Source organism: Photobacterium alginatilyticum (assembly GCF_009910675.1).
GTDB classification, from domain to species: Bacteria; Pseudomonadota; Gammaproteobacteria; order Enterobacterales; family Vibrionaceae; genus Photobacterium; species Photobacterium alginatilyticum.
The window spans coordinates 33650-47509 of record NZ_RSEJ01000038.1 but is presented as its reverse complement, the minus strand read 5'-3'; the positions used below and the strand labels follow the sequence as shown (position 1 = coordinate 47509).

Sequence of the window (13860 nt, the reverse complement as noted above, 5' to 3'; positions counted from 1 at the left end):
ACATTCTTCTACCGCTGTAAGTCGTTCATGTTTTGTAGAGATTATACTCTTCTGTACGATAACTAGGGAAGTTTCGTTCCTCTTAGTAAGTAACGCTTTTTGATTAGATCTTTCTACTTGAAACGTTACTTACTAAGGTGACACCCACATCACCGGCACGGCGGATTATCACGGTATCGCCAACCATCACACCCAGGCGCTCAACTTCATCAGCATTATGAAGCGTTGCATTGCTCACCGTTACACCGCCGACAAATACTGGCTCCAGCTTGGCAACCGGGGTAATTGCGCCGGTACGGCCAACCTGAAACTCAACATTGTTCAGCAAGGTCATTTCTTCCTGAGCAGGAAACTTATAGGCAATGGCCCAGCGAGGAGCCCGGGCAACAAAACCTAATTGCTCCTGAAGCTCGACATCGTCAATCTTGATCACCACGCCATCTATCTCATAAGGTAGTGCCTGACGCTTTTCGCCGATCGCCTGGTAATAGGCAATGACTTTGCTCAGGCTGTCCAGCCGCTGGATCTCCGGACACATTGGCAGGCCCCAGCCTTTCAGTTGCACCAGACGATCATACTGGCTCGGGGCCAGTTCAGCCCCTTCGACAACCCCGACAGAGTAGGCATAGAAGCTTAACGGGCGAGTAGCCGTAATTTTCGAGTCAAGCTGGCGCAAACTACCGGCTGCGGCATTTCTCGGATTGGCAAATGTCTTCTCGCCTTTCTTTAATGCCCTTTCATTCAGATCGTCAAAGCCTTTCTTCGGCATAAACACTTCGCCGCGTACTTCCAGGCGCGCTGGCCAGTTATCACCTTGAAGCTTTAGGGGGATAGAACGAATAGTTCGGACATTGGCTGTAATATTCTCGCCGGTGGTACCGTCACCGCGCGTGGCAGCCTGTACCAAGACACCGTTTTGGTACATCAGGCTCACCGCCAGGCCATCAAGCTTGGGTTCACAGCAATAGCTCAGTGACGGAGCAGAAAGCAGACGATCCAGCATGCGTTTTTCAAATGCCTGAAGATCTTCGTCGTTAAACGCATTATCCAGCGACAGCATCGGCAGTTCATGGGTTACCTGGGTAAAGCCATCCAACGGCGCTCCGCCTACACGCTGGCTCGGAGAATCAACTGTCATCAGCTCAGGATGCTCAGCTTCCAGAGCCAGCAACTGCTGCATCAAACGGTCATATTCGGCATCAGGGATTTCTGGGTTATCTTCGACATAATAGCGATAGCCATGATATGCAAGTTGTTCGCGCAACTCTGTCAGTTGCTGCTGAATGTCGTGACTCATTGTTCTTCCTATCGTATAAAAATCAGGCCCCTCGAAAGGGGCCTGATTATCTCTATTCATTACCCGTATTAAGCCCGAGTATAAAGCTTGGCTTTCTCTCGATATTCATTAATGCGGTGCGGGGTGATCATCGCTCGTTCATGATCAAGCACATCAGCCCCTAACTCGTCAGCAACACGCTGAACGGTCTGTAGCATCTGGTTAAAGTTATAATCCGGACGGCCAGGGCAAGGCAGCATCAAGTAAAAGGCTATTCCTGGTGTTTCAAAGCTCTCGCTACCACCTTCAGGGAAATGCGCCGGGTGAACCATGTTGGTTACCGAGAAAATGATCGGTCCGGTACCGGCAACATCGGCATGGCGGTGATACACCGAGTTTTCGCCATAATACAAATCGTTTTGCTCCAGGCTGTTAAACAGCTTGGTTCCGCGCAGGGTATCACCATTACGGGCATGGATATTCAATACCAGATAGTCAGGCTTAAGTTCTGGCTCTGGCTCTGGCTCTGGCTCTGGCTCTGGCTCAATAATGATTTGCTCTTCAACAACTGGCTCAACATTAACTGTCGGCTCTGCCACTTCTGGCTCTTGAGGGACGATCTCATCAACGGTTTGCTCGTGAAGAGGTTGCTCACTCGGCTGCACAACCGTCATTTCTTCCGGGTCGATCAAAGCCTGCTTAGGTAGCTCTGGTTCAGCCGTCGCCTGAACGTGCACCGGCGAAGCGGGCTGCGGCTGCAGAATCTCCGGCTCAGGGCTAACTGCCGGCTGAGGAGCAACGACAGGTTCCACGGGCTGTGACTCAGGCTCTCCGGTCAACGGGCGGTGATCAGCCTCCGGCCTTGTCGCTGCAGGCTGTACCTCAGGCTTGGCCGACATTTTGGGCAAGTCTAGAGCGGGTTCAGACGAGAAGTCACTGGTCGTCGACTCCATCAGCGGATCGGCTTCGATTTTAGCGCCAAAATGCAGTTCCGGCTCTTTCCGGCTTGCCTTTTCTGGTGCTTCACTATTCACAACCCGTACGCTACCGACACCATCTTGATCAAACCCGTCGGAATCAACATTGCTAGCATCATCTAGCTTGCCCAACGGCTTCTCACCAAACTTCGCGGGTTTTTCCTTACGACTACTCCACAAGCCATGCAACAGTAACGCTGCAATAGCTAGCGCGCCGACAATAATAAGAACCAGACGCAATTCCTGCATATGAATACTCTGAATTTACTCGTTACCCATAACGGGGCAAATGACAACCAATGTTTCATCAAGCCAATCTGGACACACAAGTCACACTAACTAACCTGATCACGCTAAACCAATTCCTTTAATTATCTTGCTTCGACAAGGCAGATAATTAAAGGAATTACTAGTAATGTACCAAATCTCAATTCAGAAAGAGAAGATGATTATCGTGATTCGTGCAAGATAGTGCTGCTGAGCACAAAATCGAGCAAAATACAGTCAGTTCCATGGCATTTTTCCACTTTACCGCCTAGGCAGGCCGCAAGGAAATTTGATTCCTTGCACCACACACCGTTAACATGCACCAACTATTCTTTTCCCGGTCAGTCGATCCCCCGAAAAAAGAAGCTCATGAAGGAGAGTAAGATGCAACAACCACCAGCCATTCAAAACCCTGCCAGTGGGGCCGGGTATTTCTTTAAGGGAATGTCGCTAGCGATGCAACCAGGTACCCGCCGCTTCGTCATTTTGCCGCTGCTGGTGAATATTATTCTATTCGGCAGCGCATTTAGTTTTGTGTTGAGCCAACTGAGTGACTGGATCAACGGTTGGATGGCCTATCTGCCGCAATGGCTCGACTGGCTGTCTTATTTGCTATGGCCACTACTTGCCGTTGCCGCTTTAGTCACCTTCTCCTATTTTTTCAGTACCATTGCCAACTGGATAGCCGCCCCATTCAACGGACTTCTGGCCGAACACCTCGAGGCCAAGTTGACCGGCGAGCCTGCCCCGGATGCCGGTTTAAAAGATATTCTCAAAGATCTGCCACGGATCATGAACCGAGAATGGATCAAATTGAAATACTACCTACCAAAAGCTATCGGCCTATTTATCCTGCTATGGATCCCCGCCATCGGCCAGACTGTCGGCCCGGTATTATGGTTCCTGTTCAGCGCCTGGATGATGAGCATCCAGTATGCCGACTATCCGTTTGACAATCACAAGGTGCCGTTCACCACGATGCGCGACGCGCTGAAAGAAAAACGCGGAAAATCCATCAGCTTTGGTAGCCTGGTCATGCTCTTTACCATGACACCGCTGCTCAACCTTGTGGTGATGCCTATTGCTGTTTGCGGTGCCACCGCCATGTGGGTTGATAACTACCGCACACAATACAAACTTCACTAATAGCTCGAAGAGCAAGGTTCGAAAACCGAGAAAGGCGAAAGGTGTTTACCTTTCGCTTTTTTATAGAGTCCTGATTTTATTAGCCCCTGTTTTCCCCGCTCTTCCCATTAACTTGATTCTCGCCCTCTTATATAACAATAAGATATAACAATTAATTACTTTCCAAATGCCAATCACGGTTTATGCTTTATCTGTCATTTGTTGAAACGTGTCACGAAGGAACGACAAGCATGAGCAAGATTTACGAAGATAATTCACTAACGATCGGAAACACCCCGCTAGTTCGTCTTAACCGTGTAAGTAAAGGTAACGTTCTGGCTAAAATTGAGGCTCGTAACCCTAGCTTCAGCGTAAAATGCCGTATCGGCGCAAACATGATTTGGGATGCCGAGAAGAAAGGCCTCTTAAAAGAAGGTGTAGAGCTAGTTGAACCAACTAGCGGTAATACAGGTATTGCCCTTGCTTTTGTTGCATCAGCTCGTGGCTACAAGCTGACTCTGACCATGCCAGAGAGCATGAGTCTGGAACGTCGCAAACTGCTTAAGGCGCTGGGTGCCAACCTAGTACTGACTGAAGCGCCGAAAGGTATGAAAGGTGCGATCGAAAAAGCAGAAGAGATTGTTGCTTCTGATCCGTCCAAGTACCTACTGCTTCAGCAGTTCAACAACCCGGCTAACCCGGAAATCCATGAAAAGACCACAGGTCCGGAAGTATGGGATGCCACTGATGGTGAAATTGATGTCTTTGTTTCGGGTGTGGGTACCGGTGGTACGCTTACCGGTGTTAGCCGCTACATCAAACAGCAGAAAGGCAAGGCCATCACGACGGTTGCAGTAGAGCCTTCCGAGTCTCCGGTTATTACCCAGACGCTGAGCGGCGATGAGGTACAACCGGCTCCGCACAAGATTCAGGGTATCGGTGCCGGCTTCATTCCAGGCAACCTGGATCTCGCTCTGATTGACGAAGTCGAACGCGTAAGTTCCGAGGATGCCATTGAAATGGCTCGCCGTCTGATGGAAGAAGAAGGCATTCTTGCCGGTATTTCTTCAGGTGCCGCCATTGTGGCCGCCAACCGCATCGCCGAGCGCCCGGAATTTGCAGAAAAAAACATTGTTGCAGTGCTACCAAGCTCAGGTGAGCGTTACCTGTCAACAGCACTCTTTGCAGGTATCTTTACGGATAAAGAAACCCAACAGTGATCACATTTTATAATGATAGATTGATAATTGCTGCCTAAAAGCCCCCCTTGAGGGGGCTTTTTTGTTGCATTTTGAACTTAGCTTTAATATAAATCCGTTGCGTTTTATTTTTAGCGTCGAAATAAAAGGTCAAAAAATCGACCTTTTTGGGGCTTGTAAACCAATAATGTCACAAAAAATTGACTTGGATTAAGCTAAAACGCCGAACTGTTGGGTAGTTTATACTCCCAGTTAGCAAGCATACGTTATCCACGTTAAGCTTACTTTCAGTTACGTTAATATTAAATAAATACTATATCTACATCGGGGTGAAAAAATGTATCAGAAGCAAGTTGAAATCACTGCAGAAAACGGTCTACACACTCGTCCGGCAGCTCAGTTCGTAAAAGAAGCAAAAACTTTCGATGCTGACATCACAGTGACTTCTAACGGTAAAAGCGCAAGCGCTAAGAGCCTGTTCAAACTACAAACTCTAGGTCTGGTTAAAGGCACAGTTGTGACAATCTCTGCAGAAGGTGCTCAGGCACAAGCAGCTGTTGATCACCTTGTAGCACTAATGGACACACTGCACTAATCTGCAGTTGTTTATTACTACTTCCCCTAGTTTTTAGTCAATTTAAGGTAAGGCTATGATTTCAGGTATCCTGGCATCTCCTGGTATTGCGTTTGGTAAAGCACTACTGCTGCAGGAAGAAGAGATTGTTCTCAACAAAGCTCCAATCGCTGCAGACCAAGTCGAAAATGAAATTCAGTGTTTCTTCGACGCTCGAAAAAAATCTTCTGAGCAACTAGAAGTAATCAAAGAAAAAGCACTTGCAACCTTCGGTGAAGAGAAGGAAGCCATCTTTGAAGGCCACATCATGTTGCTGGAAGATGAAGAGCTTGAAGAAGAAATCATAGCCTTCATTAAAGAAAACAATGCTTGTGCCGCTCTGGCTATCCATTCTGTGATCGAAGAGCAGGCTGCGACACTCGAATCTCTCGATGATGAGTACCTGAAAGAACGTGCGACGGATATCCGTGATATCGGTAGCCGTTTCGTTAAAAACGCACTGGGTATCAACATCGTTAACCTAAGCGCTATCAACGAAGAAGTCATCCTGGTTGCCAACGACCTGACACCTTCTGAAACTGCGCAAATCAACCTGGATTACGTACTGGGCTTCATTACTGATATCGGTGGCCGTACTTCGCACACCTCTATCATGGCACGTTCTCTGGAGCTACCTGCTATCGTAGGTACCAACGATATTACCGCTCAGGTGAAGAACGGCGACATGCTGATTCTTGATGCAATCAACAACCAGGTTGTTATCAATCCTAGCGAAGAAGAGCTAACCAAATTCAAAGCGATCCGTGACGCGCATATTGCAGAGAAAGAAGAGCTGGCGAAACTGAAAGATCTTCCGGCAATCACGCTTGACGGCAAGCAGGTTGAAGTCTGCGGCAACATCGGCACAGTGAAAGACTGTGACGGCATAAACCGCAACGGCGGTGAAGGCGTTGGTCTGTACCGTACTGAATTCCTGTTCATGGATCGCGATGCCCTTCCGACTGAAGAAGAGCAGTACCAGGCATATAAAGAAGTTGCCGAAGCCATGCACGGCGAGCCAGTGATCATCCGTACTATGGATATCGGTGGTGACAAAGATCTGCCGTACCTGGATCTACCAAAAGAAATGAACCCATTCCTGGGCTGGCGTGCCGTTCGCATCAGCCTGGATCGCCGTGAAATTCTACGTGACCAGCTACGCGGTATCCTGCGTGCCTCTGCTCACGGCAAGATCCGCATCATGTTCCCGATGATTATCTCTGTTGAGGAAATTCGTGAACTGAAAGCGGCAATCGAAGAATACAAAGCAGAGCTTCGTGCTGAAGGCCTGGCATTCGATGAAAATATTGAAATCGGTGTAATGGTTGAAACACCAGCTGCAGCAGCGATTGCTCACCACCTGGCCAAAGAAGTTGCCTTCTTTAGTATTGGTACTAACGACTTAACCCAGTATACTCTTGCAGTTGACCGTGGTAATGAGCTGATTTCTCACTTGTATAACCCGCTATCACCCGCTGTACTGAATGTGATTAAGCAAGTAATTGATGCTTCTCACAAAGAAGGTAAGTGGACAGGTATGTGTGGCGAGCTTGCTGGTGACGAACGTGCTACCCTATTGCTACTAGGTATGGGGCTGGACGAATTCAGCATGAGCGGGATTTCAATTCCACGCATTAAGAAAGTTATCCGAAACGCTAACTTTGCTGATGTTAAAGCTATGGCAGAACAAGCGCTTGCGATGCCAACAGCAGCTGAAATCGAAGCACACGTAGAAAAATTCATCGCAGAAAAGACCATCTGCTAATATAGCTGCAGATAGAATAACAACGCTTAGGAGCAACGATATGGGTCTGTTTGACAAATTGAAGAAGCTGGTTTCTGATGACAACAACGAAGCTGGTGCAATCGAGATTATTGCGCCACTTTCTGGTGAAATCGTAAACATCGAAGATGTGCCAGATGTTGTTTTCGCAGAGAAAATCGTTGGTGATGGTATCGCTATCAAACCTGCTGGCAACAAAATGGTTGCACCAGTAAACGGTACTATCGGCAAGATCTTTGAAACTAACCACGCTTTCTCTATTGAGTCCGACGATGGTATCGAACTATTCGTTCACTTCGGTATCGACACAGTTGAACTGAAAGGTGAAGGATTCACTCGTATCGCCGAGGAAGGCCAAACTGTTAAAGCTGGCGACACAGTCATCGAATTCGACCTAGCTCTTCTAGAAGAGAAAGCGAAATCAACTCTGACTCCTGTTGTTATCTCTAACATGGACGAAATCAAAGAGCTGAACAAACTTTCTGGCGCAACGACTGTGGGTGAAACTCCAGTACTACGCATCAAAAAGTAAGGCTATTTGGTCTTTGTAAAAAACGCAGCCCTTGGGCTGCGTTTTTTTATGTGTTAATCCTAGATAATCGTTCATAGTTCCTAGAAACTAGGATCTCGTCCCTTCTACAAACTTTCCAGCATCTCGGCCGACGGGGCGAAGAAATAAGCACCAGACACGGCTTTCGTAAACCGTAGCATCGTATCTGTCTTACCGTCCGTTTCGCCGTACATGCTCTCCAGCATCGCGTTAAAGTTGTGCTGAGTGTGGCAATAGGCAATAAACAACAGACCGTGATCACCGGTCACCGTACCATACGGCAGGCTGTGACGTACAATCTTCAGACCCTTGCCCTCTTCCTTGATGTCGACACGACCGACGTGAGAGTTGGCCGGTACATCGTCCAGCTCAATGGAGTCAGGCTTGGTACGGCCAATCACCTTTTCCTGAGCCTCGACGCCAAGACGGTGCCACGCCGGTAGATTGTGGACAAAGCGCTGGACCATCACAAAGCTACCGCCGGCAAAATCACCCTCTTTGATCAGTGCAACATCACTGCGCGACTCCAGGGTTTTCGGGTTTTCCGTGCCATCAATAAAGTCAGTCATGTCACGGGAATCCAGGTACTTGTAACCATAGGTCTCATCAAGCACTTCGACATCGCCAGCAATCGGCTGCAAAAACTGGCGCAGTACATAGAAATTCAAGTCATGGCGGCTGGAATTCACATGCAGAAGAAGATCGCCCCCGGTCGCCGGAGCCGTTACCTCACCCTCACCCAAGGGACGAAAATCGTCAAACTCAGCAGGAGTTCCCTTATCGAGGGATTGCCAGAAGGATTTGCCAAAAGCGACACTTGCACGCAAGTTTGCGTCTGCCTGCTGTTCATTCAACGTTGCCAGTCTCTGGTGAAGGCTCTGACACTGCTGAATAACCGCTCGCTTATCTCCTACAATCTTCATAACGACATACAGGGCAAAAGGGCCGGCTTCCGGCAAGATTGCAGGTTGTGCGATAGCCATATTATTCTCCTAATTAGCCAATATTCAAAAAACATTTGATTTTATCGCGCTTCTATAGCCCGAAATTGATCGTGGTCATTGCTCTCAATAAATCACATCCCCTCTTTACTTCACCACGTTAGTTCACCAAAATTGGCTCCGGACAAATAAACCAGCAGTTGCATATTGTGAAAAAGATTCTATCTCTGCTTATCTCCATATACCTGATGATACTGGCGATGCCTGCAGCGGCACTCGAAAGTGTCTCACTGCAATTGCGCTGGTTGCATCAGGCACAGTTTGCCGGGTTTTATATGGCAAAAGAAAAAGGCTTCTATCACGATGCCGGGCTGGATGTATCCATTAAAGCTGGCGGCAACAACAAAGTCCCTATCAAGGAAGTGCTAGAGAAAAAAGCGGATTTTGGTGTCGGCAATACCGAGGTGCTCGTCGCCTACGGTCACGGCTTTCCTCTCACAGCGCTTGCGGCCATTTTCCAGAACTCCCCGTCAGTTCTCGTCGCCAAAGCCAACCGTGATATTCAAACTATTCATGATTTAGTCGGTAAACGAGTGATGATGTTCTCGGGAACCGAGGATGCAGAGCTAATTGTACTACTATCTCGCAATAACATCGCGCTGTCTGATCTTGAACAGGTAACAACTTCCGCCAATATCGATGATTTACTCAACGATCAGGTTGACGTATTTAACGGCTACCTCACCAACGAACCGTTCTATTTGCAGGAACATGGTGAACAAGCACTGATATTCAGCCCAGCTGAATACGGGGTTAATTTTTATAGCGATGTGATCTTTACCCACCAGGACTTTGCCGACAGCAACCCCGAAACCGTTGAGCGCTTTCTCAACGCCAGCCTGCAGGGCTGGTATTATGCGCTCACCCATCTTGAGGAGACCCTCGATGTTATAGAGCAGCAATACCACCCTCAGAAATCCCGGGCAAACCTGGCTTACGAGCTGGAAACGGCAGCACAGCTGATCATGCCCGAGCTGATCGAAATTGGCCATATGAACCCCAACCGCTGGCAAACTATCGCCGACGAGCTGGCCAGGCTCAATATCATCCCCAGCACCACCATAGACAGCCACTTCCTCTATCCACTCCGAACTGAACTTACCTGGCAAGACATTAAACTGTGGATACAGCTGGGAGCACTGCTGCTGTTCGTCACATCACTGGCAACCGGGTACTTCTCTTATGTCAACCGCCAACTCAAACTGGAAATTTCTCGGCGGATAGAGGCAGAAAAGAAAGCCGAGGAGATGGCCAGAAAAGATACCCTGACCGGCATCGCCAACCGTTATGCCCTGATCGAAGAGCTACATCGCGTCGTCAACGGGATCAAACCGCGGCAAGCCAACCCGGCCCTGTTATTCATCGATCTTGATGATTTCAAGCGGGTCAATGATACCTACGGGCATCATGCCGGCGACCGGGTGCTGCAGCAGTTTTGTTTTCGAATTGGCGCTTTGCTCACTGACGAGCAAAGCTTTTTTGCCCGGCTCGCGGGTGATGAGTTTGTGATTTTGCTCAATACGACTTCCGAGAGCGATGCCAGAGAGCTGGTGAAAGAGATTTCATCGGTTGCCCGCAAAATATTTACCGTTGGCCCCCACAAAATCCAAATCGGTGCCAGCGTAGGCATCACCTTCTACCGCCAGGGTGATACCCCCGACTACTTCCTGTCCCGCGCAGACAATATTATGTACCAAAATAAAAGACGCTCCCAGAAGGAGCGCTTTGAAACTGTGTAGTTCAAACAGCCAGCAGCCGTCAAACCGATGTGACTTCTACCTGAAGCTTAACCTGTTCGTCGGCATCACCGTCAACCGTTTCAAACGATGCCGGTGAATTCAAACCAGTAGACAACGTCGGCGAGATCAGCGTCCGCCAAGCACCGTCATCGAGTCGCTCCTGCACCTTAAAGGCTATCTTGACTTCGTCAGCCGAGACTTCGAGCAACTCGGCACTGCCCACTAATTCACGCGGAGCACTGCTTTCATCCGTTGTGCCAAAAAAGACGGTTTCTTCGCCAGGCAACAAAGACAATGAGGTATTCACTGTTTGCGTATTGCCAGCGGTTGAGAATTCAAAGTTCACATCCAATAGCCAGTCAGCCATCGCCAAAGGGCTCAAGAAGGCGCTGAAAAGCACCAGGCCTTTGCTCCAATCATTCATTTGCTTTACCTCTCCAAGGGCTTATCCGCAAATGTATTCCTGACCCGGGTGCTCCGAGCTATATAAGCGCCTAACCACAGTGTCAGTAATAAGTTGACTGCCTGGGTCCAGCTGAAAGCACCATCACTAAGAGAAAGTTGATACACTTGCAAAGCACAATCTGTCATGTAGGCAGCGAGCAAGATGGTCTTACCGTACTGCCATAGTCTATTTATTAGTTTTTTATTTTTGTATCGTTGTCCGGTTAACCACATTAGCAGTAATGCCGGTAACCCTGTTGCCATTGCGAAATATAAGTTCTCCCGCAACGGATATAAAACCTCAAGGATTTGCGCCCCTTGCTCCCGGCTAGCACCTGCCATAATAAACACGACCCACGCCTTGGCGCTAAATGCCAGTGTCAGCCAGAGCATAGCTGAAGGTTTTAACAAACCGTGCTTGTCATATGCATCAATCGGATAGAGCAAACTGTTTCCCCATTCGCCTGTTATTTATATGCAATGGAGGCTCAGTCGATTGATTTCAACCATCAACAAAGTAGCACGTCATAATATTATGCAGACACGATAATTCATCTCGCCCCAATCACAACCCTACAGTGTTTAATTCTGTGCTTTAACGCACTTATCAATTGTTCATCTTGTAGCCAAGATCACGATTTTGGTAATAAAAGTCGTCGTTTCCTACACTTTATGACACTACCCCTAAGGTATTAGGATGAGGATGAGAACTATAAAAAGCCTTATCAAATATATAATTATCAACCTCTTATGGGTGTAAATACATTATTACAGAAAAAACACCACGTTATTCACATGTTGAAATATTCCTACATTATTAATATTTTTTTATATTTCTCCGGCTCTTTCAACCCCACACTAGCAAGGTATAATCACTTATAACCGACTGATTATCAGCCCCTCTACGGAACGACTATGAGCAAAACCACACAGCAAGCAGCACCGTCGCCGGAAACGCAGGCCGAGGCACTGAAGATTGCCCGCGCCACGCAAAAACCCGGTCAGACCAAAGAGCAGACCAAACTTATCGCCCAGGGGATCCAAAAGGGTATTGAGCAGTATAAAAAGCAACAGAAGGCAAAAGCCCGGGAAAGAGATAAACTGCGCAAAAAACAAGTGAAAAGCAAACAGGCCCAGCCAGAGCAAGAAGTAACGACGACTGTCGAATCCCAGGTTGTCTATAAACAGCATTGGCTACCTTGGGTGCTGCTTGTTCTCTCATGGGGAGGCTTCGCCGCTTACTTAATGCGATAAACCCAAGGAATACTGATAACTTCCGCTAGTCGGCGGTACACGCCTCAGACAAAGGACTGCAAGATGACTAAGTCACTACTCTTATTATTACCAAGCTTAATGCTCGCCGGATGCTCTAATGCCGGCAATGAGGCGCTGGTATTCTCAGACCGGAGTCTTGAGCCCTGCGGGGAAAAGCCAAACTGCGTATCGACCATCGAGACTCGGCCTGATTTCAATCTGTCCGTGTTCAGGCTTAACCGACAAGGGCAGAATAACTGGGAAGCTATCCAGCATATTGCACTGTCTCTTCCCGGCGCTAGCCTGGGAGAACAACGCGAGCACTACATCCGGGTAGAATGCCGCAGCAAAATCTTTGGTTTTGTCGATGATTTCGAAGTCAGGCTAAACGGTGAAGAGCTTATTGTTCGCTCAGAGTCCCGCACCGGCTATTCCGATTTCGGTGTCAACCGCGAACGGGCTGATCTATTTCGGACCCGACTGGCAGACGCAAAGTACCTAAAAAACTAGACCCAAGTAATATACCGGGCAATTAATCACAACTCGCACTTGATAATGGTTATCATTTAGATCTATATTAGAAATATTACTCTGAAGGAGATCTCATGGATAGGCCATCGTTTCTGGTATTTAGCTTTCTAGGCTCAATTAGCATGGTCACCTTACACCTGATTGATATCTGGCTGCTGGAATATAGCGACTCTCTTCTCTGGCACTTTCTGGTTGAATGGTTACCGCTGTATCTGGTTTGGATGGGTATGATGCTTATTGGCCTGGTCAGACGGACATCCCCCCCAACGCGCGGGTAATAAAAAGCCATGTCCTTCGACATGGCTTTTCAGTTAGTTAGCACTGACTTAAGCGTTCTTATCTTTACCTAAAGCCAGAATCCCTACAGACACTGCAGCAACTGCTGCAAATCCCGCCAGGATGATCACTGGCATTGCGGCATAACCCAGCGTGTGCCAGATAAGCGATTCTAATGCACTCATCGTATACCTACCTTTCTATTATTGCCGGATAATCAGGCCTTACTGCCAGCCTTCAACATCTTTCATGTCAGGAAGCTTGTGCGCAATCCCTTTATGACAATCTACACACGTCTTTTCACCTGAAGCCAGTGCCGTCGAGTGTTGTTTCACACTACGAGGCCCCTGCTCCGAAAAGTCCATGTATTCAAAGTTATGACAGTTACGGCATTCCTGAGAATCATTTTCTTTCATCCGGTGCCATTCTCGGTTCGCCAGATAGCCCCGGCGCTCCTTGAACTTCTCTTCGGTACTAATGGTCCCCATCGCAAATGCCACCAGCTCTTTTGAAGCCTGTACCTTGCGAACAATCTTATCGGTCCAGTTGTGTGGTACGTGACAGTCAGAACAGATTGCACGAACGCCAGAACGGTTGGCAAAGTGCACCGTCTCACGAATTTCTTTGACAATCGGCGCGTGACAGCCCGAACAAAACTCTTCGGTATTAGTCGCTTCCATCCCGGTGTTGAATGCACCCCAGAACAGTAGACCGCCCATAAAGCCCATGAACAGGACCAGACCAACTGCCACCTTGCTCGGTGATGTTAACCTGCGCCAAAATGCTTTTAATATATTCATCTATAGCCTCTCTTTAATTAATGGC

The 13860-nt window shown here is 48.1% G+C and carries 15 protein-coding genes and 1 pseudogene; 9 read left to right on the top strand and 7 right to left on the bottom strand.

Annotated features, from left to right (window positions below; genetic code table 11):
* Positions 1–109: 109 nt before the first annotated feature.
* Both ligA and zipA read right to left on the bottom strand, forming a co-directional pair.
* Positions 110–1297: pseudogene (gene ligA, locus EIZ48_RS25550) on the bottom strand (NAD-dependent DNA ligase LigA); the annotation flags it as partial.
* Between the two features lie 68 nt (positions 1298–1365).
* Positions 1366–2502, bottom strand: a complete 1137-nt coding sequence (gene zipA / locus EIZ48_RS25545; protein ID WP_160657932.1) for a cell division protein ZipA — start codon at positions 2500–2502, stop codon at positions 1366–1368.
* A 402-nt stretch (positions 2503–2904) separates the two neighbouring features.
* Between zipA and cysZ the strand changes: the two genes are divergently transcribed.
* From cysZ to crr, 5 genes are all read left to right on the top strand, one after another.
* Positions 2905–3666 carry a sulfate transporter CysZ gene (cysZ, locus tag EIZ48_RS25540; RefSeq protein ID WP_160657930.1) on the top strand — a complete coding sequence of 254 codons (762 nt, stop codon included), beginning with the start codon at positions 2905–2907 and terminating at the stop codon, positions 3664–3666.
* A gap of 230 nt (positions 3667–3896) precedes the next feature.
* Positions 3897–4865 (top strand): cysteine synthase A, encoded by a 969-nt coding sequence (gene cysK, locus EIZ48_RS25535; RefSeq protein ID WP_160657928.1) that lies wholly within the window; start codon positions 3897–3899, stop codon positions 4863–4865.
* Positions 4866–5181: 316 nt separating this feature from the next.
* Positions 5182–5439 (top strand): HPr family phosphocarrier protein, encoded by a 258-nt coding sequence (locus tag EIZ48_RS25530; RefSeq protein WP_075763869.1) that lies wholly within the window; start codon positions 5182–5184, stop codon positions 5437–5439.
* Between the two features lie 55 nt (positions 5440–5494).
* Positions 5495–7222: a phosphoenolpyruvate-protein phosphotransferase PtsI gene (gene ptsI, locus EIZ48_RS25525; protein WP_160657925.1), complete on the top strand. Its 1728-nt coding sequence runs from the start codon at positions 5495–5497 to the stop codon at positions 7220–7222.
* Between the two features lie 40 nt (positions 7223–7262).
* Positions 7263–7772, top strand: a complete 510-nt coding sequence (gene crr / locus EIZ48_RS25520) for a PTS glucose transporter subunit IIA (protein WP_075763865.1) — start codon at positions 7263–7265, stop codon at positions 7770–7772.
* A 104-nt stretch (positions 7773–7876) separates the two neighbouring features.
* Here crr and EIZ48_RS25515 read toward each other — a convergent pair whose 3' ends face one another.
* Positions 7877–8773: a Dyp-type peroxidase gene (locus EIZ48_RS25515; protein ID WP_160657923.1), complete on the bottom strand. Its 897-nt coding sequence runs from the start codon at positions 8771–8773 to the stop codon at positions 7877–7879.
* A 167-nt stretch (positions 8774–8940) separates the two neighbouring features.
* Between EIZ48_RS25515 and EIZ48_RS25510 the strand changes: the two genes are divergently transcribed.
* Positions 8941–10530, top strand: a complete 1590-nt coding sequence (locus EIZ48_RS25510) for an ABC transporter substrate-binding protein (RefSeq protein ID WP_160657921.1) — start codon at positions 8941–8943, stop codon at positions 10528–10530.
* A gap of 19 nt (positions 10531–10549) precedes the next feature.
* Here the strand turns inward: EIZ48_RS25510 and EIZ48_RS25505 are convergent, their stop codons facing one another.
* Together EIZ48_RS25505 and EIZ48_RS25500 are read right to left on the bottom strand one after the other, a co-directional pair.
* Complete coding sequence (locus EIZ48_RS25505) at positions 10550–10954, bottom strand: hypothetical protein (RefSeq protein WP_160657920.1); 405 nt, start codon at positions 10952–10954, stop codon at positions 10550–10552.
* A gap of 5 nt (positions 10955–10959) precedes the next feature.
* A complete protein-coding gene (locus EIZ48_RS25500) occupies positions 10960–11421 on the bottom strand; it encodes a DUF2919 domain-containing protein (protein ID WP_160657918.1) in 462 nt (153 codons plus the stop codon).
* Between the two features lie 468 nt (positions 11422–11889).
* Here EIZ48_RS25500 and EIZ48_RS25495 point away from each other — a divergent pair, with 468 nt between their 5' ends.
* The 3 genes from EIZ48_RS25495 to EIZ48_RS25485 all read left to right on the top strand — a co-directional run bounded on the left by EIZ48_RS25495 (position 11890) and on the right by EIZ48_RS25485 (position 13037).
* Positions 11890–12228 (top strand): DUF2956 domain-containing protein, encoded by a 339-nt coding sequence (locus EIZ48_RS25495; protein ID WP_160657916.1) that lies wholly within the window; start codon positions 11890–11892, stop codon positions 12226–12228.
* Between the two features lie 63 nt (positions 12229–12291).
* Positions 12292–12738 (top strand): DUF1499 domain-containing protein, encoded by a 447-nt coding sequence (locus EIZ48_RS25490; protein ID WP_160657914.1) that lies wholly within the window; start codon positions 12292–12294, stop codon positions 12736–12738.
* 95 nt (positions 12739–12833) lie between these two features.
* Positions 12834–13037, top strand: coding sequence for a hypothetical protein (locus tag EIZ48_RS25485; protein WP_160657912.1), 204 nt, complete (start codon positions 12834–12836; stop codon positions 13035–13037).
* 48 nt (positions 13038–13085) lie between these two features.
* Here EIZ48_RS25485 and EIZ48_RS25480 read toward each other — a convergent pair whose 3' ends face one another.
* A complete protein-coding gene (locus EIZ48_RS25480) occupies positions 13086–13220 on the bottom strand; it encodes a TIGR02808 family protein (protein ID WP_075763849.1) in 135 nt (44 codons plus the stop codon).
* Between the two features lie 39 nt (positions 13221–13259).
* Positions 13260–13835, bottom strand: coding sequence for a NapC/NirT family cytochrome c (locus tag EIZ48_RS25475; RefSeq protein ID WP_075763847.1), 576 nt, complete (start codon positions 13833–13835; stop codon positions 13260–13262).
* Positions 13836–13860: the final 25 nt, after the last annotated feature.

Excerpts from the sequence above, each read along its gene's own strand:
- zipA (WP_160657932.1), bottom strand. The coding sequence starts at position 2,502 with ATGCAGGAATTGCGTCTGGTTCTTATTATTGTCGGCGCGCTAGCTATT.
- cysZ (WP_160657930.1), top strand. The coding sequence starts at position 2,905 with ATGCAACAACCACCAGCCATTCAAAACCCTGCCAGTGGGGCCGGGTAT.
- cysK (WP_160657928.1), top strand. The coding sequence starts at position 3,897 with ATGAGCAAGATTTACGAAGATAATTCACTAACGATCGGAAACACCCCG.
- EIZ48_RS25530 (WP_075763869.1), top strand. The coding sequence starts at position 5,182 with ATGTATCAGAAGCAAGTTGAAATCACTGCAGAAAACGGTCTACACACT.
- ptsI (WP_160657925.1), top strand. The coding sequence starts at position 5,495 with ATGATTTCAGGTATCCTGGCATCTCCTGGTATTGCGTTTGGTAAAGCA.
- crr (WP_075763865.1), top strand. The coding sequence starts at position 7,263 with ATGGGTCTGTTTGACAAATTGAAGAAGCTGGTTTCTGATGACAACAAC.
- EIZ48_RS25515 (WP_160657923.1), bottom strand. The coding sequence starts at position 8,773 with ATGGCTATCGCACAACCTGCAATCTTGCCGGAAGCCGGCCCTTTTGCC.
- EIZ48_RS25505 (WP_160657920.1), bottom strand. The coding sequence starts at position 10,954 with ATGAATGATTGGAGCAAAGGCCTGGTGCTTTTCAGCGCCTTCTTGAGC.
- EIZ48_RS25495 (WP_160657916.1), top strand. The coding sequence starts at position 11,890 with ATGAGCAAAACCACACAGCAAGCAGCACCGTCGCCGGAAACGCAGGCC.
- EIZ48_RS25490 (WP_160657914.1), top strand. The coding sequence starts at position 12,292 with ATGACTAAGTCACTACTCTTATTATTACCAAGCTTAATGCTCGCCGGA.
- EIZ48_RS25485 (WP_160657912.1), top strand. The coding sequence starts at position 12,834 with ATGGATAGGCCATCGTTTCTGGTATTTAGCTTTCTAGGCTCAATTAGC.
- EIZ48_RS25480 (WP_075763849.1), bottom strand. The coding sequence starts at position 13,220 with ATGAGTGCATTAGAATCGCTTATCTGGCACACGCTGGGTTATGCCGCA.
- EIZ48_RS25475 (WP_075763847.1), bottom strand. The coding sequence starts at position 13,835 with ATGAATATATTAAAAGCATTTTGGCGCAGGTTAACATCACCGAGCAAG.